Origin of the sequence: Mycolicibacter kumamotonensis, assembly GCF_002086285.1 — a bacterium.
Taxonomy (GTDB): Bacteria; Actinomycetota; Actinomycetes; order Mycobacteriales; family Mycobacteriaceae; genus Mycobacterium; species Mycobacterium kumamotonense.
Genome location: NZ_MVHU01000027.1, coordinates 35,781 through 60,967, shown reverse-complemented (window position 1 = coordinate 60,967; position 25,187 = coordinate 35,781). Strand labels below are relative to the sequence as shown.

The following is a 25,187-nucleotide window of genomic DNA, read 5'->3' as shown; positions in this document are numbered from 1 at the left end:
CAGCACCGACCGAGGCCCAACCCGCCGGAACGGAGGTCGCCTGAAACTCACCGATCCACAGGATTTGACAATTCCTCCGACGATCTCGGCTACCGAGCCTGCGCTGACCAGCGGGACGCTCAACGGGCCGAAGGATGTCAACTGGGCCTGTCCGGCGAACGCGAAGCCGAGCAGGGTTGCCCGGTCGACGTCGAGATCGGGGTAGACCTCCCGGAACCACCGTAACGGGGCCTGGACATCCCGCTCAATCAGCGTCGCCTCGTCGGTTCCTTCGCGCGCCATGATGGTGCGAAGCCGCGCGACGGCGTCCGGGTCGAGTGCCTGGCTCTCCAGCATTTGCACGAACGCGACCGGAGGCACACCGGCGTTGCTGAACTTCACCGATCGTGCCCCCTGAGCCCAATCCACAAGTTCCTGATCCGCGCAAACATAGCGGAAGCGCTCGGATTGGACAATCCTGTTAACAAGTATTCACATTCAGGGCAACTTAAGAGGAGTCGGTAATGGCCGTTGTCACTTTTGTCTCCCACGACGGCGACAAGCACCAGGTGCCTCTCGAGGAAGGCCAGTCACTCATGCAGGTCGCGACCAACAATGCAGTGCCTGGCATCGACGGCGACTGCGGAGGCGAAGCGGCGTGCGGGACCTGCCACGTCGTCGTCGATCCGCAGTGGTCCGATCAGGTCGGCTCCTCCGGCGCCGTTGAAGAAGAGATGCTCGCGATGAACCCCGAGCGTCAGCCGACCTCTCGGCTGTCCTGCCAGATGCAGGTCTCTGAGGCGTGGGACGGCTTGATCGTCCATCTGCCCGAGTTCCAACTGTAGCGACGAGAGAGACGGATAAGACGTAATGAAGGTTTCTGAAGCAATCACCGAGAAAGTGCAGGCGACCATCCCGATGGACCTGCAGATTCAAGGCGCACACCTGTATGACAAGACCCGGCGTTTGGTGACCGGAACGAACGGGAAAAGGCTCTTCGCCGAGAGCCCCATCCCACCGGTCGAGGACGTCGAACTCGCCGACATCGACCTCAGCAACCCTTTCCTCTATCGTCAGGGGCGCTGGCAGTCATACTACGAGCGCCTGCGCAACGAAGCTCCGGTCCACTATCAGCCCAACAGTCCGTTCGGTCCGTTCTGGTCCGTCATGCGGCATGCCGACATCGTGGCCGTCGAGAAGAACCATGAGGTCTTCTCCTCCGAGCCCTTCATCATCATCGGGGCCCCGCCTCGTTTCCTTGATGTCGCGATGTTCATCGCGATGGATCCGCCACGCCACGACAGGCAGCGGGCCGCTGTCCAAGGGGTGGTCGCGCCCAAGAACCTGCGTGAGATGGAGGGTCTGATTCGATCACGCGTGCAGGAGGTGCTGGACAACCTGCCCGTGGATCGGCCGTTCGACTGGGTGCAGAATGTCTCGATCGAGTTGACCGCGCGGATGCTTGCAACCCTCCTGGACTTCCCGTACGAGCAGCGTCGCAAACTCGTCGAGTGGTCAGATCTGGCAACCTCGATGGAGCAAGCCAATGGCGGTCCCTCGGACCTTGACGAGACGTTCGCAGGCATGCGCGACATGGCGCGAGGTCTCAGCGAGCACTGGCACGACAAGGCGGCCCGGACAGCTGCCGGAGAGGAACCCGGCTTCGATCTGATCACCATGCTGCAGAGCAACGAGAGCACCAAGGATCTGATCAAACGACCGATGGAGTTCTTGGGCAACCTTGTGCTGCTGATCGTCGGAGGCAACGACACCACCCGGAACTCGATGAGCGGCGGTGTTCTCGCGTTGAACCGGTACCCAGATCAGTTCGAGAAGCTGAAGGCAAACCCCGACCTGATCCCCAACATGGTCTCGGAGGTCATCCGGTGGCAGACACCGTTGGCCTATATGCGCCGGATCGCCAAGGCGGACACTATGCTGAACGGGCAGTTCATTCGCAAGGGCGACAAGGTCGTGATGTGGTACGCGTCGGGCAACCGCGACGAGCGCGTGTTCGATCGACCCGACGACTTGATCATCGACCGGGCCAACGCCCGCAACCACATCTCCTTCGGCTTTGGCATCCACCGCTGTATGGGCAACCGGCTGGCCGAGATGCAGCTGCGGATTCTCTGGGAGGAGCTGCTTCCGCGCTTCGACAACATCGAGGTCGTCGGCGAACCCGAGTACGTGCAGTCCAACTTCGTGAGGGGTATCAGCAAGATGATGGTCCGACTCACCCCGAAATCCGCCACATGACGTTGGAGCGGACGCTCATCGTCGGGGCCAGCCATGCCGGGGCCCAACTCGCGGCCAGTCTGCGCCAGGAAGGGTGGACCGGTGAGATCGTCCTCATCGGCGACGAGGCGGCGCTGCCCTACCAACGCCCTCCGCTGTCGAAGGCATATCTGGCCGGGAAGTGCACAGTCGACGAGCTCGCGATCCGCAACGCCGAGTTCTACACCAAGCAGCGAATCCAACTCCTGGATGCGACGGTGGAGGCGATCGACCGCTCGGCGGGTCAGCTCTCGCTGAACACCGGCGACGCATTGCCCTACGACAAGCTCGCGCTGTGCACTGGCGCCCGCCCTCGTCGGCTCCCTACCCCGGGAGCCGACCTGGCCGGAGTCTTCTACCTACGCACCGCCGCGGACGTCGAGATGATCCGCGAGGCCACCAGCCCCGGGAGTCGGGCTGTGATCGTCGGCGGCGGCTACATCGGACTGGAGACGGCCGCCTCGTTGCGTGCACTGGGTCTGGAGGTCACCGTGATTGAGGCGACCGAGCGCGTCCTCGAACGGGTCACCGCGCCCGAGGTATCGGCGTTCTTCGACCGGATCCACCGCGAGGAGGGCGTCAACATCCGGACGGGCGCGCTGGTCAAGGCATTGTCTGGCGACGGCAGGATCCGCGAAGTAATCCTGGCCGGTGGCGAATCGATTCCTGCCGACCTCGTCATTGTCGGCATCGGCGTTGAGCCCAACACCGAGCTCGCCGCGGCCGCGGGCTTGGTCGTCGACAACGGCGTCGTGATCGACGACCAGGCCCGGACCAGCGACCCCGCCATCGTGGCCGCCGGGGACTGCGCCAGCCACGACATGGCCCGTTACGGCCGTCGCATACGCCTGGAGTCCGTGCCCAGCGCGGCCGAGCAGGCCAAAGTCGCCGCGGCGACCGTCTGCGGGAAGTCCAAGAAGATATCAGCGCTTCCATGGTTCTGGTCAGATCAATACGACCTCAAGCTCCAGATCGCCGGTCTCAACACCGGGTACGACGAAGTCATCCTCAGCGGCGACCCGACCAGGGACCGCGACTTCACCTGCTTCTACCTCCGTGCCGGCGAGCTCATTGCCGCCGACTGCATCAACCGTCCCCGCGACTTCATGGTCAGCAAGCGGATCATCACGCAGCAACTCCCCATCGGCCGGTCCGAACTGGTGCTCGCCGGCTCCGCCTGAGGTGACGGGTCCTTGGGGTGATGGGTACGACGACAGCGAGTTCGGGCTGCATTTCGGAAAGGAACGTCTGTGACGATGATCACGAATGTTCATTTGTGACAACGAGTTTGGTGGAGGTTGATGATGGCGGTGTTCAAGGATGAGGACGAGGTCTATACCTTTCTGGCTGGAATCTTTCGGCGGGGCCTGGAGAAGGAGGGGCTGGCGGATAAGCTCGTGAATTCGGGTGTGGTGTTGCGGGTGCATTACACCGATCCGGACGCAGTGGTGACGGTGGACATGCCGAACAAGGTGGTGCAGACGGGAGCGGGCAGTACCGCGGTGCCCAATGTCGAGCTGTTCATGTCGGCGGACACCGGGAACAAGTTCTGGTTGGGGAAGGTGAACCTGACGATGGCGATGGCCAAGGGGACGGTGCGCGCGAAGGGTCCGGCGGCGAAGTTGATCAAAATGATCCCGCAGGCCAAGAATCTGTTCCCGGAGTACCGGTTGATGCTGCAGAGTCAGGATCGGCAGGACCTCATCGATGCGTGACCGTCGCCTCATCAAGGGTTGTCGGGCGGGCTCTCGATGAGGAGCACGATGCAGGACGTTGCGTTGACGGTGCCCGCGATCGTGGCCCATGCTGCGGCAGTCCATGGCGATCGCGAGGTGTTGACCGCACGCGGACCCGGACAGATCTCTGGGGTGTCGTATCATGAGTTGGGGCAGCGTGCGGCGCGGTTGGCGAATGCGTTGCGCGAGATCGGCATTTGTGGAGATGAGCGTGTCGCGACGCTGCAGTGGAGCAACCAGGAGCATCTGGATGCTTACGCGGCGGTGCCGTCGATGGGTGCGGTGCTACATACGTTGAATCTGCGGCTGCCGCCGGAACAGCTGACGTGGATCGCCAATCATGCCGAGGATCGGGTGATCATCGTCGACGGTACGGTGCTGAACCTGTTGGCGGGGGCGTTGCCGTCGATGACCTCGGTCCGCACGGTGTTGGTGACCGGCACGGGTGACCTTGCCGCAGTGCAGGGGTGCGGAAAGGACGTCCTTCGTTACGACGATGTGGTGGGCGCGCAGTCGAGCACGTTCGACTGGCCCGATGTCGACGAGCGGTCGGCCGCAGCGATGTGCTACACGAGCGGTACTACCGGGCACCCGAAGGGTGTTGTCTACAGTCATCGTTCGACGTGGTTGCACTCTCAGGCGGCGTGCACCTCGAATGCGTTGGGCGTCGGTCATGACGACACGGTGTTGGCGATCGTTCCGATGTTCCACGCTAATGCCTGGGGGTTGCCGTATGCGGCGATGATGGCGGGGGCGCAGCTGCTGCTGCCTGACCGTTTCCTGCAGGCGGCGCCTTTGGTGGAGATGATCGAGGCGGCCCGGCCGACGATGGCGGGCGCTGTGCCGACGATCTGGACCGATGTCTTGCACTACCTGCGCGACAATCCCGGCCACGACGTGAGTTCGCTGAAGTTGGTGGCGTGCGGTGGTTCGGCGGTTCCGAGGTCGTTGATGACTGCCTATGACGAACTGGGCATCCGAATCGTGCAGGCCTGGGGGATGACTGAGACCTCCCCGCTGGCTGCGGTCGCTCTGCCGCGGAACACCGACACCCCGGAGAGGTCCCTTTACCTGCGGGGAACCCAGGGCCGGGTGGTGGCCGGTGTGCAGGCGCGCATCGTTGATGACAGCGGTGCAGAACAACCTTGGGACGGACTGTCGGTGGGGGAGATTCAGATCCGCGGCCCGTGGATCACCGGGTCGTATTACGAGCATGACACTTCGGCGGTGTCGCCGGACGGGTGGTTGCGCACCGGAGACGTCGGGACGATCAGCCCGGATGCGTTCATCACGCTGACCGACCGTTCCAAGGACGTCATCAAGTCCGGGGGCGAATGGATCTCCTCGGTGGAGCTGGAGAACGAGTTGGCCGCTCACCCTGCGGTGCGCACCGCCACCGTGATTGGAGTGCCCGACGACAAGTGGCAGGAACGGCCGCTGGCAGTGGTGGTCCTGGCCGCTGACTGCACCGCCACCGCTGCGGAGTTGACTGAGTTCCTGCGTGCACGGGTGGCCAAGTGGTGGCTACCGGAACGGTGGGCGTTCGTCGCCGACGTTCCGTTGACGTCTACTGGCAAGTTCGACAAGAAGAAGCTGCGCCGCCAGCATGCCGACGGTGAGCTCGCCGTCGAGACGCTGGCGTGAACCATCCACTGCTACGGAAGCACCGACGTTGAGGAGAGGACACACATGAAAACACGCGCTGCCGTGCTCTGGGGCTTGGGAGAGAAGTGGGAGGTCGAGGAGGTCGAGTTGGATCCGCCCGGTGCGGATGAGGTGCTGGTCCGGTTGACCGCCAGCGGGTTGTGCCATTCAGATGAGCACCTGGTGACCGGTGATCTGCCGTTTCCGCTGCCCGTCGTCGGTGGTCATGAAGGTGCCGGCACCGTGGTCGAGGTGGGTGCAGGTGTCGAGGACCTGGCCGAGGGCGATTCGGTGATCCTGACGTTCTTGCCGTCGTGTGGGCACTGCTCTTACTGCGCGCGGGGGATGGGCAACATGTGCGACTTGGGTGCGGCGCTCATGATGGGACCCCAGATCGACGGGACTTACCGTTTCCATGCTCGCGGCGAGGATGTCGGCCAGATGTGCTTGCTGGGCACGTTCTCGGAATACACCGTGGTGCCGAAGGCCTCCTTGGTCAAGGTTGACCACGGGACACCGTTGGACAAGGCGGCGTTGATCGGGTGTGGTGTGACGACCGGGTACGGGTCGGCGGTGCGCACCGGTGAGGTGCGTGCCGGGGATACCGTGGTCGTGATCGGCGCCGGTGGCATCGGCATGAATGCGATTCAGGGTGCCCGCATCGCGGGCGCGTTGACCATCGTGGCTGTCGATCCGGTGGCGTTCAAGCGTGAGCAAGCTGCCGGTTTCGGTGCGACGCATGCCGTTGCCTCCATCGATGAGGCTTGGTCACTGATCAGCGACATCACCCGCGGCAAGCTCGCCGACGTCTGCGTGTTGACCACCGATGTCGCCGAGGGGTCCTACATCGGCGAGGCGCTGTCTTTGGTCGGTAAACGCGGCCGTGTGGTCGTTACCGCGATCGGGCACCCCGAAGACACGTCGATGTCGGGTTCGCTGCTGGAGTTGACGCTGTATGAAAAGCAGATCCGCGGCGCGCTGTACGGCTCGTCGAACGCCGCCCACGACATCCCGCGGCTGGTCGAACTCTACAACTCCGGACACCTCAAACTCGACGAGCTGATCACCCGTGAGTACACCCTCGATCAGATCAACGAGGGCTACGCCGACATGCGATCAGGCCGCAACATCCGAGGACTCATCCGCTTCTAATGCAGCAGCCCAAGCAGGGAACCGCAAAACGGCACCAAGCGAGCTCAGTACAACGATGGAGATGCTGCGGGTCAAGACTCTTCGTTGACGCTTTGATGCGGGAATAGCGATCGAAAGCAATGTGCCGCATATGCATAGGCGGTCGAGCTCGCGCCTGCGATCGGACCGGTCACCAGTTCTGGCTCCTACTGTCAGCGGGGAAGCCCTGATGGAACGTAGCTTTCGACGAGTTCACAGTGCTATTGGATAAGAGAGGAGGCGGCGATGACGAGGATTCAAATTCCCTATCCCCATAGGAAGGGAGGGCACTGTGGTTCCGGTGCGCTGCGTGACCTTACTGAATGGGCCCAACTAGGATGGGGGACAGAAGCACTCAATGAAGGATTGGTCTTCACCCTCGGTGGAGCCTTGGACTTCTCGTACGTCCGCTCTACGCAGTTGTTTCCCCAGATCTACCTGGTAGGACGAGGAAGCGACCTGGAACAAAATTACCTCTCCCGAGTTGGTGCAAACTGCGTCGTGCGATCGACCGATGACGCAGACGTGGGATGGTCATTTGTTACCGACGAAGTCGACAAGGGCCGACCCGTCATGGTCTGGGCTGACATCGGCGAACTTCCTTACCTGCGCGTCCGATTGCACATGAGCCGTCACGACATCGTCATCACCGGATATGATGACGAACAAGGGGTTGCCTATGTGGTCGATAATGACCGCGAGACCACCCAAACGGTGGCTTATGACGACCTGCGCCGGGCGCGGTCCTCGGTAGGGTTCCCTACACCGACCCGGCACACCACATATCACGTCGACTGGCCGGAGCGAGTGCCCGACCTTGGGCCGATTGCCGCCACTGCATTAGCCGCGAGCGCAGCTTTCATGCGCGGCGGTGCCGTAGGTGCGCCGCTACTGCGCATCGAGGCAGCTGAAGTCGAGGCTTCCGGTTTGAAGGGTGTGCAGGAGTTCGCCGATGACGTACGGCATTGGCCAACGGTGTTTGATGACGACGCCCTGACCGCGGCATTGTTCGGGCTCGGGGCGTTCATCGAGAAAGCCGGAACCGGTGGCGGGCTCTTTCGTATGCTGCAAGCACAAGGTTGCCAGAATATCGCCGATCTCCTCGGGGACGCCGCCGCAGCCGAAGCGGCGGCCGCGGCCCGACACGCTTCCCAAGCGTGGTCTGAGCTTGCGGCCGCAGCCACCGATGCCGGCACATCGCTACGGAGTCGTAGTCTCGCTGCGGCCAAAATCGCCGCGACGATCCCGGACTCCGAAACACGCCTCGTCGAAGCCCTCGAAACGGCCAGTCGATCCGTTGGCACTGTCGATACCGGCCTCGAGGCTTATCTGAAAGGCTATCTGTGAGCGACACTTCAAACGAATCGAGTTTCCTGGAGACAACTGGGTTCCTCGATTGGCAGCACGACGATGTACAGCGCTTCACCGAGGACGCGGTCGGTGACGTTCGTGACCCTGTGCAGAAGGCGAGGTTGATCTTCACCGCTGTGCGGGACAGGATTTGGTACGATCCCTATAGCACCGACGACGATCCCGAGCATTATCGGGCGAGCTATGTAGCGACAGCGTCGAGGGCGTATTGCATACCGAAGGCGGTGCTGCTGACCGCGGCAGCTCGTGCGGCGGGCATTCCGGCCCGGCTCGGATTCGCGGACGTGCGCAACCATCTGCAGACCACCACATTGCGTGCCCGGATGGGAGGTACCGACGTGTTCGTCTACCACGGATATAGCGAATTACAACTCAACAACCGCTGGGTGAAGGCCACTCCGGCGTTCAATGCCGAGCTCTGCGCGCGATTCGGTGTACCTCCGATCGACTTCGACGGCCACACCGATGCGCTCCTCCATGCCTACGACGGTGGGGGAAGCCAACACATGGAGTACCTCAACGACCGCGGTTGGTACCACGATCTCCCCTTCACCGACATCGTTACAGAGTTGCATCACCGGTACGGCCCGCTCATGGCTGGCGCCGAAGCCGAGCGTGACGCCTTCTCCCAGGAGTTGTGAGGCGCTGCGGACTGTGTGCCAGTTCATTGTGACGCGATCTGGCCGGCTATGAATACACTGCAGTCCAAGGGATTACGGGCAGGACCAGATAGCCGACAGTGTCCTAATCGGAAGGTGTGCCGCAGCGATGATCTCGGCGGGCTAACGAGTCCTACATACATATCTACCGGCGATCAGCGCTGACGCCGGCGCAATTCTTCAGTCGCGGGGTGAACCACGCGCTACGAGGGTCTATTTAGGAGGGTTTCGTCATCGAAGAGCAAGCGGAAGAAGATTCGGCCATCGCATGGTGGCAGACCTTTCAGAATCGTGCTGTCGCCGCCGACGGCGACTACCTCGATGCGCACCACCCGTGGTGCCTTGGTTGCGGCACAGACAATCCGCACGGTCATCGCCTGCGAGCGCGTCGGCATGGCGACGGGGTGAGTGCCAGGCATATCTTCGACGGCAGACATCGCGGCGCACCCGGTATCGCACATGGCGGCGCAGTCATGACCGTACTCGACGACATGGTGGGCATGTTGCTCTACGTCGTCGGTGAGATGGCCGTCACCCGCAAGTTCGATACCGAGTTCTACGCGCCGGTGTTGCTGGGGGTCCCCTACGAGGTCAGCGCGGAGCTGGTGTCCAAGACCGGCCGGAAACTCGAAGTCCGGACAGAATTGCGCGAGGAGACTACCGGTCAGCTAGTCGCGTCCGCGTCTGGGTTATTCGTCGTCGTCACGCTGGCGCACTTCACTAGTTCCATGCAGAAGGCGACTTCGACACGCTGCATTGTGGGATCGCCCCGGGAGGGAAGATCCTGAGCACCAGCTTTGAAGGTGCCGCACGCCTGGCGATGCGCGACCCACGTCCATTGCCCCGCTCGGCGCGGTCACCATCAACGCACTCATGTACCTGGTCGCCGAGGATCACCTCGACGAGACGGTGTCCAATCAGCGCCGTCATGTTCGACGGCCTTCGCCCGCGTTCAGGAGACGAGATATGAGCACCTACGGCCTGTCGGTTCTCGGCGCGGATTTGAAGTCACTGGCCCAGACCGCACAGGCCGCCGACGCGGCCGGATTCGACGCGGTATGGGCCTCGGAGTTCTACAACCGCTCCGGGTCGATCTCGATGGCCGCGATGGCGAACTGCACGGAGAACTGCCGGATCGGGTCCTCCGTTCTCTACGGCGTCGGCCGAAGCCCCCTGGTGCTGGCCACCGAGGCGCGCGACCTCGACGAACTCTCCGACGGACGACTGGTGCTCGGCATCGGCAACGGGACCAAACGGATGATGAGCGACTGGCACGGCGTGCCCGACGCCTCCGCACCTGCGCTGCGGATGGAGGAACTCGTCATGTTGCTGCGCCGCATCTGGAACCTGCACGAAGGTCCGGTCCATCACGAGGGTCGCTTCTACACGATGAACCTCATTCCAACCGGCGACATGCAGCCCCCGAGTCGGCCGATCCCGATCATCACCGCCGGTGTCCGACCCCGGATGTGCGAGGCGGCCGGGCGGGTGGCTGACGGCCTCGCGGGGCACCCGCTGTTCACCACCACCTACGTCCAGGAGATCGTCCGTCCCGCCGTCGCCAAGGGCGCGGCGCACGCCGACCGTGACCCCAGCGAGGTCGAAATCGTATCCATGGTCATGTGCTCCATCCACGAGAATGCCGAAGTCGCCAGACGCGAACTGGCGCAACAGATCGCGTTCTACTCCGCGGTCAAGTCCTACGAGTTGGTGCTCGACGTGAACGGCTTCACCACCGAGGGACGAGCCATTCGGGATGCATTCACCCGACGCGATTTCCCGGCGATGTTCGCCGCGGTGTCCGAGGAGATGATCGACACCATGGGCGTCGCAGGGACGGCACACCAAGTCCGTGAACAACTAAGACGCTACGAAGGCGTCCTCGACCACATCATGCTGTATTCACCATCGGTCGGCATTGCCCCGGAACGCGTGCAGCAAAATCTCGACAGCATCATCCGAGAATGCTCGCCGGCTTCGATGTCGCCAGGGCGGTCCAGTCCACGTTCAACCTGATCCAAGCATTGCCGCCCACGTCGACCCGGCCCCCCGCGGCCGCATCTAGTGCGCCTTTAGCTCAGTCCCCGATCTTCAACTACAGCCCGGTGCTGCCGCTGGCGCGGTTAGCCGGAGGAGGGTCCGGTCGGACCGTTCTGGCCGGGCATGCCGGGCCCGAAGGTGGCGCCGCTGACCCCGGCAGGGCCAGATCACGCCCGCGCGGGCCAGGCTGGGACACCGCAACCAGGCAGGACCGCGAGCGCTACCCGGTCGACCTGCTGCGGCCGGTCTCAGGTGCCGGCTTGGCCGCTGGCGCCGGTGTTGCCGTTGCTGCCCGCCGTGCTGTTCGTGCCGTTACTCGCGGGTGAGAATCAGGACGGGTCGAGCCTTGTCAAGCTGTGCGATGTGGATTGGTCGCATCAGTCGATGTCGAGGAAGGTACGAGCCGAGTGGCCGGCCAGCGCATCCACATCGTTCGGCGCTGACATACCGGCCGCGAGAATCTCCGCATCCCGTTCGGCGAGACGATGGCGACGTTCCCGTTCCAGCGCCCGTACCACGGCAGCCGCACGGCTGCGGGCGTGTTGTCCCCGGACCTCGTCATCGATAAAAGCGACGATCTCGTCGGGTAAGCGGACTACAATTTGTGTGCTCATTTCATAGATGGAACCAGTTTGGTATGCACTTAAAAGCCGCATATGCTACGGCCAAGGCGCTCACGCCTCGGCTCTGCTGGGGTCGAATCCGTTCGGCCGCAGCCTGAACAGAGCGGGTAGATTCCCGACTTGTCAGCAATGAACGCCTCGTTCAACCCCTTCCATCTGGTCAACACCTACGGGGCGTTCGGGACGGTCGGTCGTTCCCGCCGAGAAGTGGTGATCGAGGGAACCGACGATGCTGAACTCACCGAGACGACTGTCTGGCGGGAATACCAGTTCAAGGGCAAACCCGGTGCGATCGACCGGTTGCCGCGGCAATGGGCGCCCTACCACCTTCGGCTGGACTGGCTGATGTGGTTCGCGGCGCTGTCGCCGGCGTACGCGCTGCCGTGGCGGGAAGCACTGCTGCAACGTCTGCTGCGCAATGATCGGGATACGCTGCGACTGTTGCGACACAACCCGTTTCCCGATGAGCCGCCGCGCTACGTGCGAGCCCTGCTGTACGACTACCGGTTCACCACCCCGGCTGAGCGCCGGCGGGATCGGGCGTGGTGGCACCGCAGCAAGGTGGGCATCTGTCTGCCCCCGGTCTCGGCGGCTCGTCCCGGGCGTTAGCGGGTGTCGATCCACAACGCGGCGGCCGCCATCGCCAGGGTGAGCACGGTTAGCAGCACCTTGTCGACGACGCCCAGCGCTGGTGTCTCCGAGTTCTCCGCCGCCAACCGCCGTTCACGGGCGATCAGAAACAGCGGGAAGGTGACGCTGATCGCGATCAGCAAGCCACCGGCGATGTAGGCCCACACGAAACGCACGTTGTGCCTGCGCGCTTCGAGCACCATCAGGAAGGCTGCGGCCAACAACAGCAGCACGATATCGGCGGTGATCGACCGGGAGGCCGGCGTCACCGTGGTTTCTTGCAGGAACCGCGGGAACACCTCGGCGAAGTCGTAGGCCAGGTTCTGGCTCCAGGTGGCGATCAGCGCGACGACGGCTATCGCGGCGTAGATGGCGCAGCGGATCTTGGCGGCTTTGTCCATTCGGCCAACGTTAACGGCGCGCCGCCACACGTACGGTGGTTTCGGCTCACAGTTCCAGCAGCACGGTCACCGGACCGTCGTTGACCAGTTCCACCGTCATGTGCGCGCCGAAGACGCCGGTCTCTACGTGGGCACCCCACTCGCGAAGCGCATCGCCGAATGCGGCGACCAGCGGCTCGGCGAGAGTCCCCGGCGCCGCGGCGTTCCACGCCGGCCGGCGGCCCTTCGCGGTGTCGGCGTAGAGCGTGAACTGACTGATGACCAGGATCGGTGCACCGACGTCGGCGGCCGACCGCTCACCGTCGAGAATCCTTAACTGCCAGAGTTTTTCGGCGAGCCGCCGCGCCTTGTTCACGTCATCGTCGTGGGTGACACCGACCAGCGCCACCAGCCCCTGGCCTGCCGGTGTGATCGCGCCGACGGTATCACCGTCGACCAAGACCCGAGCCGACGAGACCCGCTGCACCAGAACCCGCATGAGCCCGATGCTAGGTAGGCTCGACGGTGGTGCGAGCGAGAGGGGTGCTCAGGTGTCGGTGCTGGTGGCGTTCTCGGTCACACCGCTCGGGGTGGGCGAGGGAGTCGGTGAGATCGTCGCGGAGGCGGTGCGGGTCGTTCGCGAGTCCGGCCTACCCAACCGCACCGATGCGATGTTCACCGTGATCGAAAGCGACAGCTGGGCCGAGGCGATGGCCGTGGTGCAGCGGGCGGTGGAAGCGGTGGCGGCCCGATCACCACGGGTGAGCACCGTGATCAAAGCCGATTGGCGAGCCGGCGCGGTCGATGCGATGAATACCAAGGTGGAGTCGGTGGAGCGGCACCTGGCGGCGCCACCCGCTAATTGACCGCAACGTCGAGGATGGGCCGGCCCACACCGGCACCCGGACCGTCGAAGTGCCACCATTCCGCGGAGTAGATCGCGAGGCCGCCGGCGCTCATCGCCTCGCGCAGGGTGGCGCGTTCGGCCGCGGCCCGCGCGCTGATGCCGTCGGCGAATGCCGCGGCGCGCGGCGAGAAGTCGTCGAAGTCAGTGCCCATCTCGACCAGGTGCCCCTGCGGGTCGGCGGTCGTCACGTCGACCGACCGGCCGGTCTCGTGGCTGCGGGCCAACGGCCCCGGCCGGGCCACCCAGTTCGGATTCGGGACCACCTCGAACATTCGCACCTGCACCTCGTGCGGCCGGTAGCAGTCCCAGAACACCAGCGTGCGGCCGCGGCCACGCAGCGCGTCGGCGGCCGCTGCCAAGCCCGGTGCCAGCGACTCGTGCACCAGACACCGGGCATCGGCCGGGTACAGCTGCACGCCGGTGAAATTGTTCGCCGTGGCATACCGCAGATCGATGACCGCGTCCGGCACCGCGCTGCGGACATCGATGAAACCGGCCGCGCGGGCCGGGGCGGGCAGCGGCGGCACATCCGATCCCGGAGTCGCCGCGGCAGGCCCGGCCGGCGCCCCGACGGCGATCATCGCCGCACCGATCAGGGCCCGCAGCGTCGCCATGTGCCCATTGTCGCTTCTCAAGCGGCAACCACGACGGTCAGCCGGTGCTCGTCGCGCTCCACCCGCATCCCCGCCCGGCGTGCGATGGCCGCCACGGCCGCGGCGTCATCCGGTTCGGATCGGGTGCTCGCCAGCACCCGGGCCAGCCTGCCCTTATGCGCCTTGTTGAAGTGACTGACGCTCGCCCGCCGACCGTCGGGGTGCTCGGCGACCACGTCGACGCGGACCGCGCCGGGGATCTTGGCCAACGCCGCATAAGACCCGGACCGCAGATCGACGATCAGTTCGGCGGCGGCGATCTCGGCCAGCACCGGCTCCAGCACGGGCCGCCAGCGTTGGGCCAGGCCGGGCCGACCGGGCAGCTTCGATGTCGCCGACAGCCGGTAGGCCGGCACCGGGTCCGTCGCCCGCAGCAGTCCGAACAGGGCCGAGCCCACCGCCAGGCGCTTCGCGGCACGCGCCGCCGCCAAGCCGCGCAGCGAGTCGACGTCCAGTGCCTCGTACAGCACGCCGGTGTAGCGGTTGATCGCCGGTGCCGTCGGCGCGGCGCGCAGCATCGCATTGCGCTCGATCTCAGCATCCTGGGCGGCCGAGAGCGCCAACGCGCGCCGGCTGGCGTCTCGATCCGCGGCCAGGGCGACCAGCTCGTCGACCAGCGCTGCACGTACGTCGGTGAGTTGCGGGGATCCCAGCGCGTCGAGGCGCAGCGGCTTCCCGTCGCCGCCGGTCCGCTTGGTCTCCGACGGGGGTAGCAGCACCATCACAGCGCAGACGTTAATCGAGCCGCTGCACAGACCGCCGCGGTGGCGAGCATCGCCGCGCCGAGGGTGTCGGTGAGGAAGTGATAACCGCAGGCGACCAACCCGAGCATGCCCAGCAGACTCAGCAGTGTCGCCAGGACCACAGCCCAACGCCGAGCCGCCACCACCACCATCATGCCCAGCACCGCGACCAGCAGCGTGGTGTGCCCACTCGGATACTCCAGGTAGGGGCCGTTGCGGCGGTCGAACAGGTATTTGAGGGCCTGGCTGACCGCGGTGACGGCGAACGGGCAGACCAGCACCGCGGCCGCCAGCGCCCACTGCCGCCGGAGCAGTGTGACGACCAGACAACCCGCCAGCACCGCGAGCACCAGCCAGCCGCTGGTGAAGGCCAACAGCCACCGCGGTTGTGCACCGGTGACATCGCGGAGGCGCTGGTCGAACCAGCTGTCGAGGGTTGTCGAGCCCCGGCCCACCGCCCAACCCAGAACCAGCGTCGCCAGCAGGCCGACCGGCGGCCACCAGCGCAGCGCCGCGGCCGCGCTACGGGTGCTCCGGTCTATCGTTAGGCCGATTTCTGAAACAGCGGCAGCAGTGCCTGACGGCGCTGGTCGTTGCCGTCGGCGAGCGCGTGCAGGGCCTGCTCCACCGAGCGCGCCGTCGGGAACATGGCGTCCTCGTCGAAGTCGCCGAGCAGTTCGTTGACCGCCTGGCCCTCGATGAGCGTCCACTCCACGCCCGCGGCGCGGCAGTCACCGTCGAGGACGCACAGCAGCCAGATGCCTGCGGCGGCGAACGAGGTGACCCCGCTCAAGTCGAGCAGCAGCGGTTCCTTGGCCAGGACGAATCGCCGGGCGTGTTCGCTGAGCTGGTCCACGTTGGTGGAATCGATCCGGCCCCGGATCGTGATCACCGTGGCGAGGTGACGGGAGTGAGCTCGGATCTGCGCGCCACCGCACTCGACGGTGGGGTTGCCCTGCTGACTGATCCGCGCCGTATCCGGAGTGGTGATCGTGATAGCCATGCCAGCCCCCGCTCTGCTCGTCTGCTCACTGCCGGTGGATAACCGACCGTGACATTTCCCGACGTTAGGCGGCGAAGTTAAGGCGCGTTGGGCGGCGGATTAACGCTTTGGTGAGATATCGAAGGGCTCCGTCCGCCCGCTGAACGCGGTGATCCGTCCGTCGCGTCCCCGCGCGTCGCCGTGGTAGCGGAGCCGGTAGCGTCCCGCGGCGGTGTCGTCGGGCACCGTCCAGGTCACGGTGATGGTCGACCCGCGGCGGCCGGTCCGGTGCCAGCGGAACGTCGTCGACCAGTCGCCGTCGTCGGCGACGGTGCTCCATCCTTGGCCGGTTTCGCGCTCAACGCGCAGGTAGGTGCCGCCGCGATGCAGGTCGTTGTTCGGGTACGCCCCGGCGAACACCGCCGTCACCGTGGCCCCCGGCTGGTAGCGGGACTGTGGCGGCAGCAGGACGTCCCCGAACCGGTGACCGGGGTCAGGTTCGTCCGGGTGTACGCGGCGCCGCGACCGCCGGTGGCGGGGCGGCTCGGCGGGGGGCTTGCCGTGCGGTGCCGGCCGCTGCTGGTGCATCGCGGTGGCCAACTCGGCGACCACCTGCTGCAGCGCTGCCAGCTCCCAGCGGCCGAACATCGTGCTGCCGCCTTCGTAGCGTTGCTCCTCGTACTCCTCGGGGGTGGTGACGTAGTGCAGGTAGCCGTTGCTGTAGCCGGCCACCAGCACGTCGCGCAGCTCCGCGCCGACGATGGCGGCTACCGTGCGGCGCAGTCGCAGCCCGGCCACGATGGTCACCTCGGCCGGGATGCCGATCAAATACAGCTGCCCGATGCGCAGCAGCTGGATCGGGCCTCCGGTGGCCATCAGGGTCAGGGCCTTGTTGAGCCGGCGTCCCGGTCCCACCGCCCCTTTGGGGGCGTGGGCGTCCCGTAGCCGGGGAGCCAGCCGGTAGACGGTGCCTGCGACCAGCGCATCGATGGGCCGGTTGCGGCCCTGTCTGACCAGCGGGTGCAGTGGGCCGGGGCCTTCGTCGGTGCCGGCCAGGGCCGCCGCGCCGGCCAGCGCGGGGCCGGTTCGATGGGATCGGCCGTCGCCGGTGAATTCGGGCCGGACCTCGAAATCCGACAGGTCGACGTAGGTGGCCCGCGCGTCGAGACCGCCGGTGACCTCGGTGCCGTGTCCGGTGGTCAGGTCGGTCGCCGCGGCCGCCTGCCGGGCGCCGATGATCCGGGTGTTCTCGAACTCGTCCTGGGTGGGGCCGCTGCCGGGCCGGTGGTTGAGGTTGGGCGACATGTCCCCGGCGTTGGTCTGGGCGAAGGCGGCGATGAATTCCGGCGGTTCGGACGCCAGGTAGTCGACGCCGCGGTCGAGGCGCTCCACCTGGTAGGCGGCGTAACCCTTATTGTCGCCGCTGATCAAGGTGTTGCGGTTGGTCATGGACGTGCCGTGGGTGGCGAACCAGTTGACCGCGCCGACCAGGCGGCCGCTGCGTTCGATGCGCAGCAGCGTGCTCTGGGGGTCGATGGCGTCGGGGAAATGGGCGCGGTCGGCGGCCGGGTTGCGGGCGAATGCCGAGGGTGAGCGGTTGCTGCTGGCATCGTGCAGACGGCCAACGGCGAGGCTCAAGCCGGCGGGCGCCAGGTCGGCATGCGCGCGATCGACGGCCTCGCAGATGCCGTCGACGATCGCAGCGAACGTCTGCGGCCGGAACCCGCCGGTGTTGGAGTTGTAGAGCCAGTGATCGGCGTAACCGCCTGGGCCGCAGTGAGTGTGCGTCGCGGTGAGCATCACGTTGTGGAACGTGTACGCCTCGCCGTAGGCGGCGGCGAGGCGACCGAGCACCTCCTGGTGCACGCTTTCCAGCAGCAACGGCAGTTCGCAGACGACCAGAAGCAGGCGGTCGGTGGCGGCGGCCGGGGCCGGGTGGACGAAAACGAAGGCCCGGGCGCGCAGCCGGTTGTGCAGGCCGGAGGTCTGCTGGGAGGCCACTCCGTAGCCGAGCATCCCGCACTCGGCCGGCTCGCCGGTGATATCGGCGATCCCGCGACCCACCCGATAGTCCTCTGGCATCGCTTCAGTATTCACAACGGTCGGCAAATATCCGGCAGACGCACCCGGTCGACAACTTCACCGCGGACAACGCCGCTGCTAGTCTGCGATGGCTGCCGGTCACCCCGCACCCTCGGCGGCCGAGACAGCAGAGCCCACCGGCGAAAGAGTGTTGTGCGCAGCGGAGAGATCAAAGCCCTCACCGGGCTCCGCATCATCGCTGCGGTGTGGGTGGTGCTCTTTCATTTCCGGCCGCTGCTGCGGCTGGCGTCGCCGGCATTCAGCGACGCGCTGGCCCCGGTGCTCGACCGCGGGGCCCAGGGCGTCGACCTGTTCTTCATTCTCAGCGGATTCGTGCTGACCTGGAACTATCTGGAACGGATGGGGGAGTCGTTCTCGGCGCGGGCTACCCTGCATTTCCTGTGGTTGCGGCTGGCCCGGGTGTGGCCGATCTACCTGGTCACGCTGCACCTGGCGCTGCTGTGGGTGATCTTCACCCTGCACGTGGGCCATGTCCCCACCGAGGACCTCAGCAGGCTGACCGCGACCAGCTATGTGCGCCAGGTTCTGCTGGTGCAGTTGTGGTTCGAGCCGTTCTTCGACGGGTCGAGTTGGGATGGGCCGGCCTGGTCGATCAGCGCCGAATGGCTGGCCTACCTGCTGTTCGGTGGGTTGATCCTGGTGGTCTACCGGATGATGCGGGCTACCTCGGCGCGTGGTCTGGCCGCCCTGGCGATCATCGCCTCGCTGCCGCCGCTGTTGTTATTGCTGGCCACCGGCCAGTTCTACACGCCGTGGAGTTGGTTGCCGCGCATCGTCATGCAGTTCACCGCGGGCGCGCTGGCCTGCGCTTCCGTGCGCAAGCTTGGACTGAGCGACCGGGGGCGCCGCGCCGCCGGATACTGCTCTGCGCTGCTCATCGCCGCGACCGTCGCCATCCTGTACTACTTCGATGCCCATCCGATCTCCGGGCTCTACGACAGCGGCGGCCTGGTCGACGTGCTGTTCGTGCCGCTGGTGATGGCCCTGGCGGTCGGAACCGGCAGCCTGCCCGCGCTGCTGTCGACGCGGCTGATGGTGTACGGAGGACAGATCTCGTTCTGTCTGTACATGGTTCACGAGCTGGTGCACACGGCGTGGAACTGGGCCGCAATACAATTCGAGATCATGCTGGACGAAGGGGCGACCGCGGCAAAGTGGACGGTATGTGCACTGTTGGCGGCGGCGACGGCGTTGTCGGTGCTGCTGTTCCACGGCATCGAGGAGCCGGGTCGGCGCTGGATGCGCAGGATGATCGGTGCTAGGCCCGAGACACCGCAGGTGACGCCCGCGGAGGACCCGTTGGCCGTCGAATCCGTGGATGAGATCCTCGATAAGCGCGCCGCCGCAGTTCCGGTCAGTGTGTCCTGACGGGCTGACCGCGGCTGACGTGCGCGCTGCCGATCGGGGAGGTGGGCTGTGAGTCGGGTGATGACATGTGCGGTCTCGTTGGTGGCCGTCGTCGCCGCAGTCGTGGGGGGAACCGGTTACCTGGCCCGTGGCCACGATTCGGCCCGCCACTTCCAGACTGTGCCGCTGAGCGCTTCGCCGAACCGGGTCGCGGTGATCGGCGACTCCTACACCGCGGGGTTTGAAGACACCGGTCGCGGCGCGGCGAACTGGACCGCGCGGGCCTGGCAGACCCTGGCCGGCCGCGGGATCTACGTCAGCGCCGACGTGGCGGCCGAGGGTGGCGCCGGCTATGCCGTGCGCGGCAACCGCGGCGGACTGTTCGGGGATCTCACCGCCCGAGCCGTGCAGCCCGACGACGCGCTGGTGGTGTTCTTCGGCTCCCGCAACGACCAGGATGTCGAGCCGGGCGAGCTGACCCGGTTGGTCGCCGACACCCTGAGCCTGGCCCGGCGCACCACCCCGTCGGCCCGGATGCTGGTGATCGGGCCGCCGTGGCCCACCGCCGACGTGCCCGCAAACGTGTGGCGCATCCGCGACATCCTCAGCGCCGAGGCACGGGTCGTCGGGGCGGAATTCGTCGACCCGCTGGCCGAACGCTGGTTCGTCGGCCGGCCGGAACTGATCGGTCCCGACGGGGTGCATCCCACCGACGCCGGGCACGCCTACATGGCGGACAAGATCGTGCCGCTGATCGCCGGCCAGCTGCCCAAGCGGACCTGACCCGCCCCGGTCGGGGCCCGAGCCGTAGCAGAATCGGTGGATGGCTGCAATGCGGGTGCTGATCACCGGAGGAACCGGATTCGTCGGCGGCTGGACCGCGAAGGCGATCAGTGACGCCGGGCACCGGGTGCGCTTCCTGGTTCGCAAACCCGCCGGTCTGCACACCAGCGTCGAACGGCTCGGTGTCGACGTGTCGGACTACGTCGTCGGCGACATCACCGACGCCGACTCGGTGCGGCGCGCGCTGGAGGGCTGCGATGCCGTCGTTCATGCGGCCGCGCTGGTCGCCACCGATCCGCGCCAGAACGAGCAGATGATGGCCACCAATTCCGATGGCGCCCGCCACGTGCTCGGCGGCGCCGTCGAATTGGGCTTAGACCCGATCATCCACGTCTCCAGCTTCACCGCGCTGTTTCGGCCCGGGCTCGGCACGCTGCGTGCCGACCTGCCGGTGGCCGGCGGCTCCGACGGCTATGGCCGGTCCAAGGCACGCGAGGAGCGCTACGTGCGCGGCCTGCAGGAAGCCGGCTTCCCGGTGGACATCACCTATCCGGGCATGGTGCTCGGTCCGCCGGTCGGCGACCGGTTCGGCGAAGCCGGCGAAGGCGTACGGGCCGCGCTGCAGATGCGGGTGATTCCTGGCCGCAGCGCCGCATGGCTGATCGTCGACGTGCGCGACCTGGCGGCATTGCACGTCGCACTGCTGGAACCCGGCCGCGGCCCGCGCCGCTACATGGCCGGTGGCCACCGGGTGCCGGCGCGGCAGCTGGCGAGCCTTTTCGCGACGGTGTCCGGCTCGGCCATGCTTGCCGCGCCGCTGCCGGATGTCGCGTTGCGCTGGGTGGGGCGCCTGCTGGATCAGGCCGAGCGGGTGCTGCCGATCAGCACGCCGCTCACCGCGGCGGGCATGCAGTACTACACCCAGATGCCGGCGTCCGATGATTCGCCGGCCGAACGCGACCTCGGCGTGGTGTTTCGTGATCCGCGGGAAACACTGGCCGACACGGTCGCCGCGATTCGGGCTTAGCCGCCTTCACCCGAGTGCGCGGCACCGGGTCCGACGGGTCGGTGGGACCCGGTGGTGCGGAATCGGTCTCGGTAAGCCTTCGGCGAGATGCCGAGGTGGCTGGCGAAGACCCGACGCAGCGTCTCGGTGCTGCCGAAGCCTGCCAGCCGCGCCGTGTCGGTGACGCTGTGACCCGCGTCGAGTGCTGCCCGGGCGATGTCGATCCGGATCGTTTCGACGTAGCGGGCCGGGGTGATTCCCAGTTCCGCATGAAACAGTCGGGTGAGCTGCCGTGTGCTCATCGATGCCCGTGCGGCAAGGGCTTTCACGCTGTGGTCGGCACCGGGATCAGCCGCGATCGAATCGAGAACACCGCGTAGCGCCGATCCCGGTGGTGGATCGCTTTCCACGAGGACCGAGAATTGTGATTGCCCGCCAGCACGTTTGAGGTACACCACCAGAGTGCGGGCTACTTGACGGGCCAGTTCGGTACCGAAATCCTGCTCGACGAGGGCCAGCGCCAGGTCGATGCCCGACGACACTCCCGCCGAGGTGAAGACGTCGCCGTCACGGACGAAGATCGCATCCGGTTCGACATCGATGTCGGGGAACGCGCGGGCCAGCCGCCCGGTGTGGCGCCAATGGGTGGTCGCGCGACGTCCCCTGAGCAGGCCGGCCCGGGCCAGGATGAACGCGCCCGTACACACCGACGTGAGACGGCGGGTGCGGGTGGCGACGGATGTGAGTGCGTGGACAAGCGCCGGATCTATGGGCCGGCCGACCAGCGCATCGCCACCGGCGACCATCACCGTGTCGACAGACTCCAGTGCCGAAATCCGGTCGGTGACCGTGAACGGGATCCCGATCGAGGTCCGCACCGCCCGACCGTCCACCGACGCGACTTTCAGTTGGTACGACGCGCCGAACCTGTTGGCTTCGGCGAACACCTCGGCCGGGCCCGCGACATCGAGAAGTTTCACGCCGTCGAAGACGACGAGCACCACCGTTCTGCTCACCGAAAACACCCCTCACACCTACCCAAGGGCATCAGCGACCTCCGCTCAACCAAGGTCAGTCTGCTGTGACCGCGCTCCGGACCCCAGGGTCATTGCCGCCGTGCATCCCACAGATAGCGACACGATCCCGGTTTCGGTGTCATGGTTGTAGCTGTGCGCCCAGTACTCGCCTCCGGTAGTCGCTCGGGGTAGTGGCGTGCCGCCGTCGCATCACCGTGGCGAGATGTTGGGAGCTGGCGAACCCGCATCGATGAGCGATCTCGGTGACACTCAGCGACGAGGTCGCCAGCAGTTCACACGCCCGCGCGAAGCGGCGGTGCATTAACCAGCGGCGCGGTGGCTCGCCGGTGGCTTCCCGAAAAAGCGCCGCAAGGCGTGTCACCGAGAGGCCTACCGACGCGGCGATCTCGCCAAGATCAAGCTCATCGGCGAGGTGGGCCTCGAGGTATTCGATCGCACGGTGTAGCCGCCAATCACGGTAGGCACCACCTGATTTCGGCGACTGCAGCTGTGTTCCAGTGACACTCGAATGCCGCCGCAACAGACCGGTCACCAGTTGTTGACCGAGTGCGCTCAGCATCGTCCGGGAAACCCTGTCGCCACAGGACATTTCCCGGAGGATCTGCCGAAAGACCAATTCGACGAACGGATCGTGTGAACACATCGGGTCGACGAGGGTGACCGGCTCGCCCATTGCCAGCAGGCCGCTTTCGACGGCCAGCCGCTCGATCATCTCGTGCCGCACGTAGACATGTAGATAGGTGAACGGCCGGTCCGAGGTGAACACTGCGCGCGGTTGTTCTCCGGCCACGACCATGTTCATGTGAAATACCGGATGCGGGCGACTCCATCTCAGCCGGCCGTTGCCGAAGTAGGTGTGGTGGTGGTGTCCGCTGATCGGCATCGCGATGACGTCGGTGTACCTGTCTGCGGTGCGGCTCAGTTCGTAGGACGGCCGGTCCCGGAACCGCCAGATCGCCGCCGACAACGACCCGTCCGGCGTGGCAAGGCAGCGTTGCGGGGCGAACCCCAATCCGCGTGCTATCGCCTCGGGTACCGCAATCATCGAGGAAGCCCGCGCGTAGCGCGACATCACCACAGCAGTGTCGGCTTCGGTGCAACTCAAGCGCAGTGGTCGATGTGACAACTTTCCCACAATAGCTGACATCGCGGGCCGTGACATCGGCGCGACGACGCCGACGAGCGTCTGGTGTACATGCCGCTCATCGCGGACACGCCTTGGCTTCGCCGCTTTGGTAAGACCACGGGGCGGTCGCGGCGCTCGGTGCCGTACCGACGTAACCACGTTCAGCAGAGGAGAAGTCATGCAATTGTCCTGTCACCCGGGTGGAACCGCAGGGGGGTCCGCCGCCCGGGTCCGGCTGTGCGTCGCCGCCGGCGCCGCGGCCGCCAGCGCGAGCGTCGTCGTAGGCCCCGTACCCGCGCCCGACATCGCGCAGATTCGCCGGGATGTGGCGCTGACCGCGGACCGGTTCAACGTCGGGGCTGCGGCCTTGGCCGACGACCCGGGCCCTGTCGTTCCCACTGCGACGGGAGCCGATGCGTTCACGATCGGCGGTTTCACCTTCGACCCGGTCAACGGGAACGAGGAGGGCTACGCCCTCGTTCACCCGCTCACCAGCGCTCCGCCCCTATTGACTCTGGGTGGGGGATTCGCGCTCGGCGGGCCAATGGCCGGGCAGGAATTCGAGGTGTTCAACGCTGCCGACGGCACCGACCTCGGCAGCATCAACACCAGTGTGGTGGTGGCGAATCTGGCGGGCTTCACCAATACCCAGTTCACCGTCGTCGGCGCGCCGCCGGCGACCGATGTGCCCTTACCGACGGTGGGATCGGTCTACGACGTATTCAACCTCGGTGGTGGCTTCGCGAACGTCTACACCGCCGTCGTGGGCGCCGACGATGAACCGGACACCGTCACCGACACGTTCGTGACGCCATTCGGAAACATGGATCTGACCCCGTTGTTCGGCGGTATCGATGCTGCGACTCCGCTGCAGCCCGGCGACGCATTCGCCGAGCTGCAAGCCGGTGCCGCCGGCGGGGGCGAAGACGCCTTTGCGATCGACGGGTTCACCCTCGACCCGTTCACCCAAACCGGCGGCTCCATCACGGAGGGCTTCGCTCCGGTCGCAGCACTGACCGGAGTCGCGCCGTTCCTGAATATCGGGGGCGCTTCGATCGGGGATGCCACACACGGCGGAATCATCTTGGCTCCGCAGAGTTTCGACGTCTATAGCGGTTCCGGTGATGCGGTCACGCAGGTCGGCACCATCACCACCTCTGAGCACGTGACGAACCTGTTGGGGATGACCAACACGCAGCTGATGGTCACTGGTGGAGAAGGCGACGACCTGCCGGCGGTGGGCACCGTGTATGACTCGGTCAATTTCGGCGGCGGATTCACGAACGTCTACACCGCCACCCCGGGACCAGACGGTGTCGTCACCGACACCCTGATCACACCGATGGGGAGTATGGATTTGAGCGCGTTGTTCGGCAGTATCGATGTGGCGGAGCCGCTGAACCCCGGCGATGCGTTCACCGGGTTGGCCGAAACGGCAATCGGCAAGGATGCTTTCAGCATCGGCGACACCACCTTCGATCCGTTCACCGGGGCCGGGGCTAACGCGACCGAGGGCTACACCCCGGTCTTCCAGACCATCGGAGCACCACCGCTGCTCAATATCGGCGGCGGTGTCGCCACCTTCCCCGGCACCTCGATCCTGCTACAGCTGGCACAGCAGAGCTTCCACGTCTACGACGGAACCGGTTCCGATGCCGAACAGCTCGGCAGTGTGCACACCGCGGAGACCGTGACGCAGCTGCTGGGCCTGACCAACACCGCGTTCACCGTCGACGGCGTCACCGCCGCCACCGGCGTGGACACAGCGGACTTGCCCGCGCTCGGCTCGGTGTATGACGTGCTCAACTTCGGCGGCGGTTTCGCCAACGTCTACACCGCAATCCCGGGTCTGGACGGCGCCGAGGGCACCGTTACCGACATCTTGGTGACGCCATTGGGGAACGTGGACCTCAGCGCACTGTTCGGCGTCTTCGACGCCTCCGCGCTGCTGGACCCCGGGGATGCGTTCCTCGGTCTGGACATTTAGGCAG

Annotated in this window: 26 protein-coding genes and 3 pseudogenes; 16 read left to right on the top strand and 13 right to left on the bottom strand. The window is 65.9% G+C overall.

Going from position 1 to position 25,187, the window contains the following annotated elements:
* Nucleotides 1–336 (bottom strand): annotated as a pseudogene (locus BST28_RS16800) (hypothetical protein); the annotation flags it as partial.
* Nucleotides 337–503: 167 nt separating this feature from the next.
* Here BST28_RS16800 and BST28_RS16795 point away from each other — a divergent pair.
* The 8 genes from BST28_RS16795 to BST28_RS16760 all read left to right on the top strand — a co-directional run bounded on the left by BST28_RS16795 (nucleotide 504) and on the right by BST28_RS16760 (nucleotide 8,818).
* Complete coding sequence (locus tag BST28_RS16795; RefSeq protein ID WP_083081987.1) at nucleotides 504–824, top strand: 2Fe-2S iron-sulfur cluster-binding protein; 321 nt, start codon at nucleotides 504–506, stop codon at nucleotides 822–824.
* A gap of 25 nt (nucleotides 825–849) precedes the next feature.
* Nucleotides 850–2,238 (top strand): cytochrome P450, encoded by a 1,389-nt coding sequence (locus BST28_RS16790; protein ID WP_079626717.1) that lies wholly within the window; start codon nucleotides 850–852, stop codon nucleotides 2,236–2,238.
* Nucleotides 2,235–3,437, top strand: coding sequence for an NAD(P)/FAD-dependent oxidoreductase (locus tag BST28_RS16785; RefSeq protein WP_079626718.1), 1,203 nt, complete (start codon nucleotides 2,235–2,237; stop codon nucleotides 3,435–3,437). Before BST28_RS16790 ends, BST28_RS16785 begins: the two co-directional genes overlap by 4 nt.
* A 123-nt stretch (nucleotides 3,438–3,560) precedes the next feature.
* Nucleotides 3,561–3,971 carry an SCP2 sterol-binding domain-containing protein gene (locus tag BST28_RS16780; RefSeq protein WP_083081985.1) on the top strand — a complete coding sequence of 137 codons (411 nt, stop codon included), beginning with the start codon at nucleotides 3,561–3,563 and terminating at the stop codon, nucleotides 3,969–3,971.
* Between the two features lie 48 nt (nucleotides 3,972–4,019).
* Complete coding sequence (locus tag BST28_RS16775) at nucleotides 4,020–5,636, top strand: fatty acid--CoA ligase (RefSeq protein WP_083081983.1); 1,617 nt, start codon at nucleotides 4,020–4,022, stop codon at nucleotides 5,634–5,636.
* Between the two features lie 45 nt (nucleotides 5,637–5,681).
* Entirely contained in the window at nucleotides 5,682–6,788 is a 1,107-nt protein-coding gene (locus tag BST28_RS16770; protein ID WP_083081980.1) for an NDMA-dependent alcohol dehydrogenase, read from the top strand.
* Nucleotides 6,789–7,052: 264 nt separating this feature from the next.
* The gene (locus tag BST28_RS16765; RefSeq protein ID WP_083081978.1) at nucleotides 7,053–8,153 is read left to right on the top strand and encodes a BtrH N-terminal domain-containing protein; all 1,101 of its coding nucleotides are present in this window, start codon (nucleotides 7,053–7,055) and stop codon (nucleotides 8,151–8,153) included.
* Nucleotides 8,150–8,818: a transglutaminase-like domain-containing protein gene (locus tag BST28_RS16760; protein WP_083081976.1), complete on the top strand. Its 669-nt coding sequence runs from the start codon at nucleotides 8,150–8,152 to the stop codon at nucleotides 8,816–8,818. The genes BST28_RS16765 and BST28_RS16760 overlap by 4 nt, the downstream gene beginning before the upstream one ends.
* A 221-nt stretch (nucleotides 8,819–9,039) precedes the next feature.
* Here the strand turns inward: BST28_RS16760 and BST28_RS24140 are convergent, their stop codons facing one another.
* On the bottom strand, nucleotides 9,040–9,273 hold the full coding sequence (locus BST28_RS24140) for a hypothetical protein (protein WP_165693085.1): 234 nt from the start codon (nucleotides 9,271–9,273) through the stop codon (nucleotides 9,040–9,042).
* On the opposite strand from BST28_RS24140, the gene BST28_RS16755 reads away from it, so the two are divergent.
* The gene (locus BST28_RS16755) at nucleotides 9,241–9,624 is read left to right on the top strand and encodes a PaaI family thioesterase (RefSeq protein ID WP_083081974.1); all 384 of its coding nucleotides are present in this window, start codon (nucleotides 9,241–9,243) and stop codon (nucleotides 9,622–9,624) included. The two genes, BST28_RS24140 and BST28_RS16755, sit on opposite strands and share 33 nt — an antisense overlap.
* A gap of 178 nt (nucleotides 9,625–9,802) precedes the next feature.
* The gene (locus BST28_RS16750) at nucleotides 9,803–10,852 is read left to right on the top strand and encodes an LLM class flavin-dependent oxidoreductase (protein ID WP_083081972.1); all 1,050 of its coding nucleotides are present in this window, start codon (nucleotides 9,803–9,805) and stop codon (nucleotides 10,850–10,852) included.
* A 339-nt stretch (nucleotides 10,853–11,191) separates the two neighbouring features.
* Here BST28_RS16750 and BST28_RS23365 read toward each other — a convergent pair.
* Nucleotides 11,192–11,254 (bottom strand): annotated as a pseudogene (locus BST28_RS23365) (type II toxin-antitoxin system PemK/MazF family toxin); the annotation flags it as partial.
* Nucleotides 11,254–11,490: a YlcI/YnfO family protein gene (locus tag BST28_RS16745; protein WP_272937540.1), complete on the bottom strand. Its 237-nt coding sequence runs from the start codon at nucleotides 11,488–11,490 to the stop codon at nucleotides 11,254–11,256. The pseudogene BST28_RS23365 and the gene BST28_RS16745, both read right to left, overlap by 1 nt.
* A gap of 138 nt (nucleotides 11,491–11,628) precedes the next feature.
* Here BST28_RS16745 and BST28_RS16740 point away from each other — a divergent pair.
* Nucleotides 11,629–12,108 (top strand): annotated as a pseudogene (locus BST28_RS16740) (lipase maturation factor family protein); the annotation flags it as partial.
* On the opposite strand, the gene BST28_RS16735 reads toward BST28_RS16740, so the two are convergent.
* Nucleotides 12,105–12,530 (bottom strand): DUF2834 domain-containing protein, encoded by a 426-nt coding sequence (locus tag BST28_RS16735; protein ID WP_065287347.1) that lies wholly within the window; start codon nucleotides 12,528–12,530, stop codon nucleotides 12,105–12,107. The pseudogene BST28_RS16740 and the gene BST28_RS16735 sit on opposite strands and share 4 nt — an antisense overlap.
* Nucleotides 12,531–12,576: 46 nt before the next feature.
* On the bottom strand, nucleotides 12,577–13,008 hold the full coding sequence (gene dtd, locus BST28_RS16730; protein WP_065287348.1) for a D-aminoacyl-tRNA deacylase: 432 nt from the start codon (nucleotides 13,006–13,008) through the stop codon (nucleotides 12,577–12,579).
* A gap of 52 nt (nucleotides 13,009–13,060) precedes the next feature.
* Here dtd and BST28_RS16725 point away from each other — a divergent pair, with 52 nt between their 5' ends.
* Nucleotides 13,061–13,375 carry an MTH1187 family thiamine-binding protein gene (locus BST28_RS16725; RefSeq protein ID WP_019735354.1) on the top strand — a complete coding sequence of 105 codons (315 nt, stop codon included), beginning with the start codon at nucleotides 13,061–13,063 and terminating at the stop codon, nucleotides 13,373–13,375.
* Here the strand turns inward: BST28_RS16725 and BST28_RS16720 are convergent.
* From BST28_RS16720 to BST28_RS16700, 5 genes are all read right to left on the bottom strand, one after another.
* Nucleotides 13,368–14,030, bottom strand: a complete 663-nt coding sequence (locus BST28_RS16720; RefSeq protein WP_065287349.1) for a M15 family metallopeptidase — start codon at nucleotides 14,028–14,030, stop codon at nucleotides 13,368–13,370. The two genes, BST28_RS16725 and BST28_RS16720, sit on opposite strands and share 8 nt — an antisense overlap.
* 17 nt (nucleotides 14,031–14,047) lie before the next feature.
* Nucleotides 14,048–14,794 carry a peroxide stress protein YaaA gene (gene yaaA, locus BST28_RS16715; protein WP_065287350.1) on the bottom strand — a complete coding sequence of 249 codons (747 nt, stop codon included), beginning with the start codon at nucleotides 14,792–14,794 and terminating at the stop codon, nucleotides 14,048–14,050.
* On the bottom strand, nucleotides 14,791–15,267 hold the full coding sequence (locus tag BST28_RS16710) for a phosphatase PAP2 family protein (RefSeq protein ID WP_083081970.1): 477 nt from the start codon (nucleotides 15,265–15,267) through the stop codon (nucleotides 14,791–14,793). Before BST28_RS16710 ends, yaaA begins: the two co-directional genes overlap by 4 nt.
* Before the next feature lie 89 nt (nucleotides 15,268–15,356).
* Complete coding sequence (locus BST28_RS16705; RefSeq protein WP_019735350.1) at nucleotides 15,357–15,815, bottom strand: STAS domain-containing protein; 459 nt, start codon at nucleotides 15,813–15,815, stop codon at nucleotides 15,357–15,359.
* A 99-nt stretch (nucleotides 15,816–15,914) separates the two neighbouring features.
* Nucleotides 15,915–17,876 carry a neutral/alkaline ceramidase gene (locus tag BST28_RS16700; protein WP_083081968.1) on the bottom strand — a complete coding sequence of 654 codons (1,962 nt, stop codon included), beginning with the start codon at nucleotides 17,874–17,876 and terminating at the stop codon, nucleotides 15,915–15,917.
* Nucleotides 17,877–18,029: 153 nt separating this feature from the next.
* Between BST28_RS16700 and BST28_RS16695 the strand changes: the two genes are divergently transcribed.
* Genes BST28_RS16695 through BST28_RS16685 form a run of 3 tightly spaced genes read left to right on the top strand, consistent with a single transcriptional unit; the run spans nucleotide 18,030 to nucleotide 21,054 of the window.
* Nucleotides 18,030–19,265: an acyltransferase family protein gene (locus BST28_RS16695; protein WP_019735348.1), complete on the top strand. Its 1,236-nt coding sequence runs from the start codon at nucleotides 18,030–18,032 to the stop codon at nucleotides 19,263–19,265.
* A 48-nt stretch (nucleotides 19,266–19,313) separates the two neighbouring features.
* Nucleotides 19,314–20,027: an Rv0518 family GDSL lipase gene (locus BST28_RS16690; protein ID WP_065287353.1), complete on the top strand. Its 714-nt coding sequence runs from the start codon at nucleotides 19,314–19,316 to the stop codon at nucleotides 20,025–20,027.
* Nucleotides 20,028–20,076: 49 nt separating this feature from the next.
* Nucleotides 20,077–21,054 (top strand): NAD-dependent epimerase/dehydratase family protein, encoded by a 978-nt coding sequence (locus BST28_RS16685; protein ID WP_029248841.1) that lies wholly within the window; start codon nucleotides 20,077–20,079, stop codon nucleotides 21,052–21,054.
* Here BST28_RS16685 and BST28_RS16680 read toward each other — a convergent pair.
* Nucleotides 21,051–22,058 (bottom strand): GlxA family transcriptional regulator, encoded by a 1,008-nt coding sequence (locus tag BST28_RS16680; protein WP_019735345.1) that lies wholly within the window; start codon nucleotides 22,056–22,058, stop codon nucleotides 21,051–21,053. The two genes, BST28_RS16685 and BST28_RS16680, sit on opposite strands and share 4 nt — an antisense overlap.
* A gap of 130 nt (nucleotides 22,059–22,188) precedes the next feature.
* The gene (locus tag BST28_RS16675) at nucleotides 22,189–22,953 is read right to left on the bottom strand and encodes an AraC family transcriptional regulator (RefSeq protein WP_234808309.1); all 765 of its coding nucleotides are present in this window, start codon (nucleotides 22,951–22,953) and stop codon (nucleotides 22,189–22,191) included.
* 421 nt (nucleotides 22,954–23,374) lie between these two features.
* Between BST28_RS16675 and BST28_RS16670 the strand changes: the two genes are divergently transcribed.
* A complete protein-coding gene (locus tag BST28_RS16670; RefSeq protein ID WP_083081965.1) occupies nucleotides 23,375–25,183 on the top strand; it encodes a hypothetical protein in 1,809 nt (602 codons plus the stop codon).
* Nucleotides 25,184–25,187 lie beyond the last annotated feature (4 nt).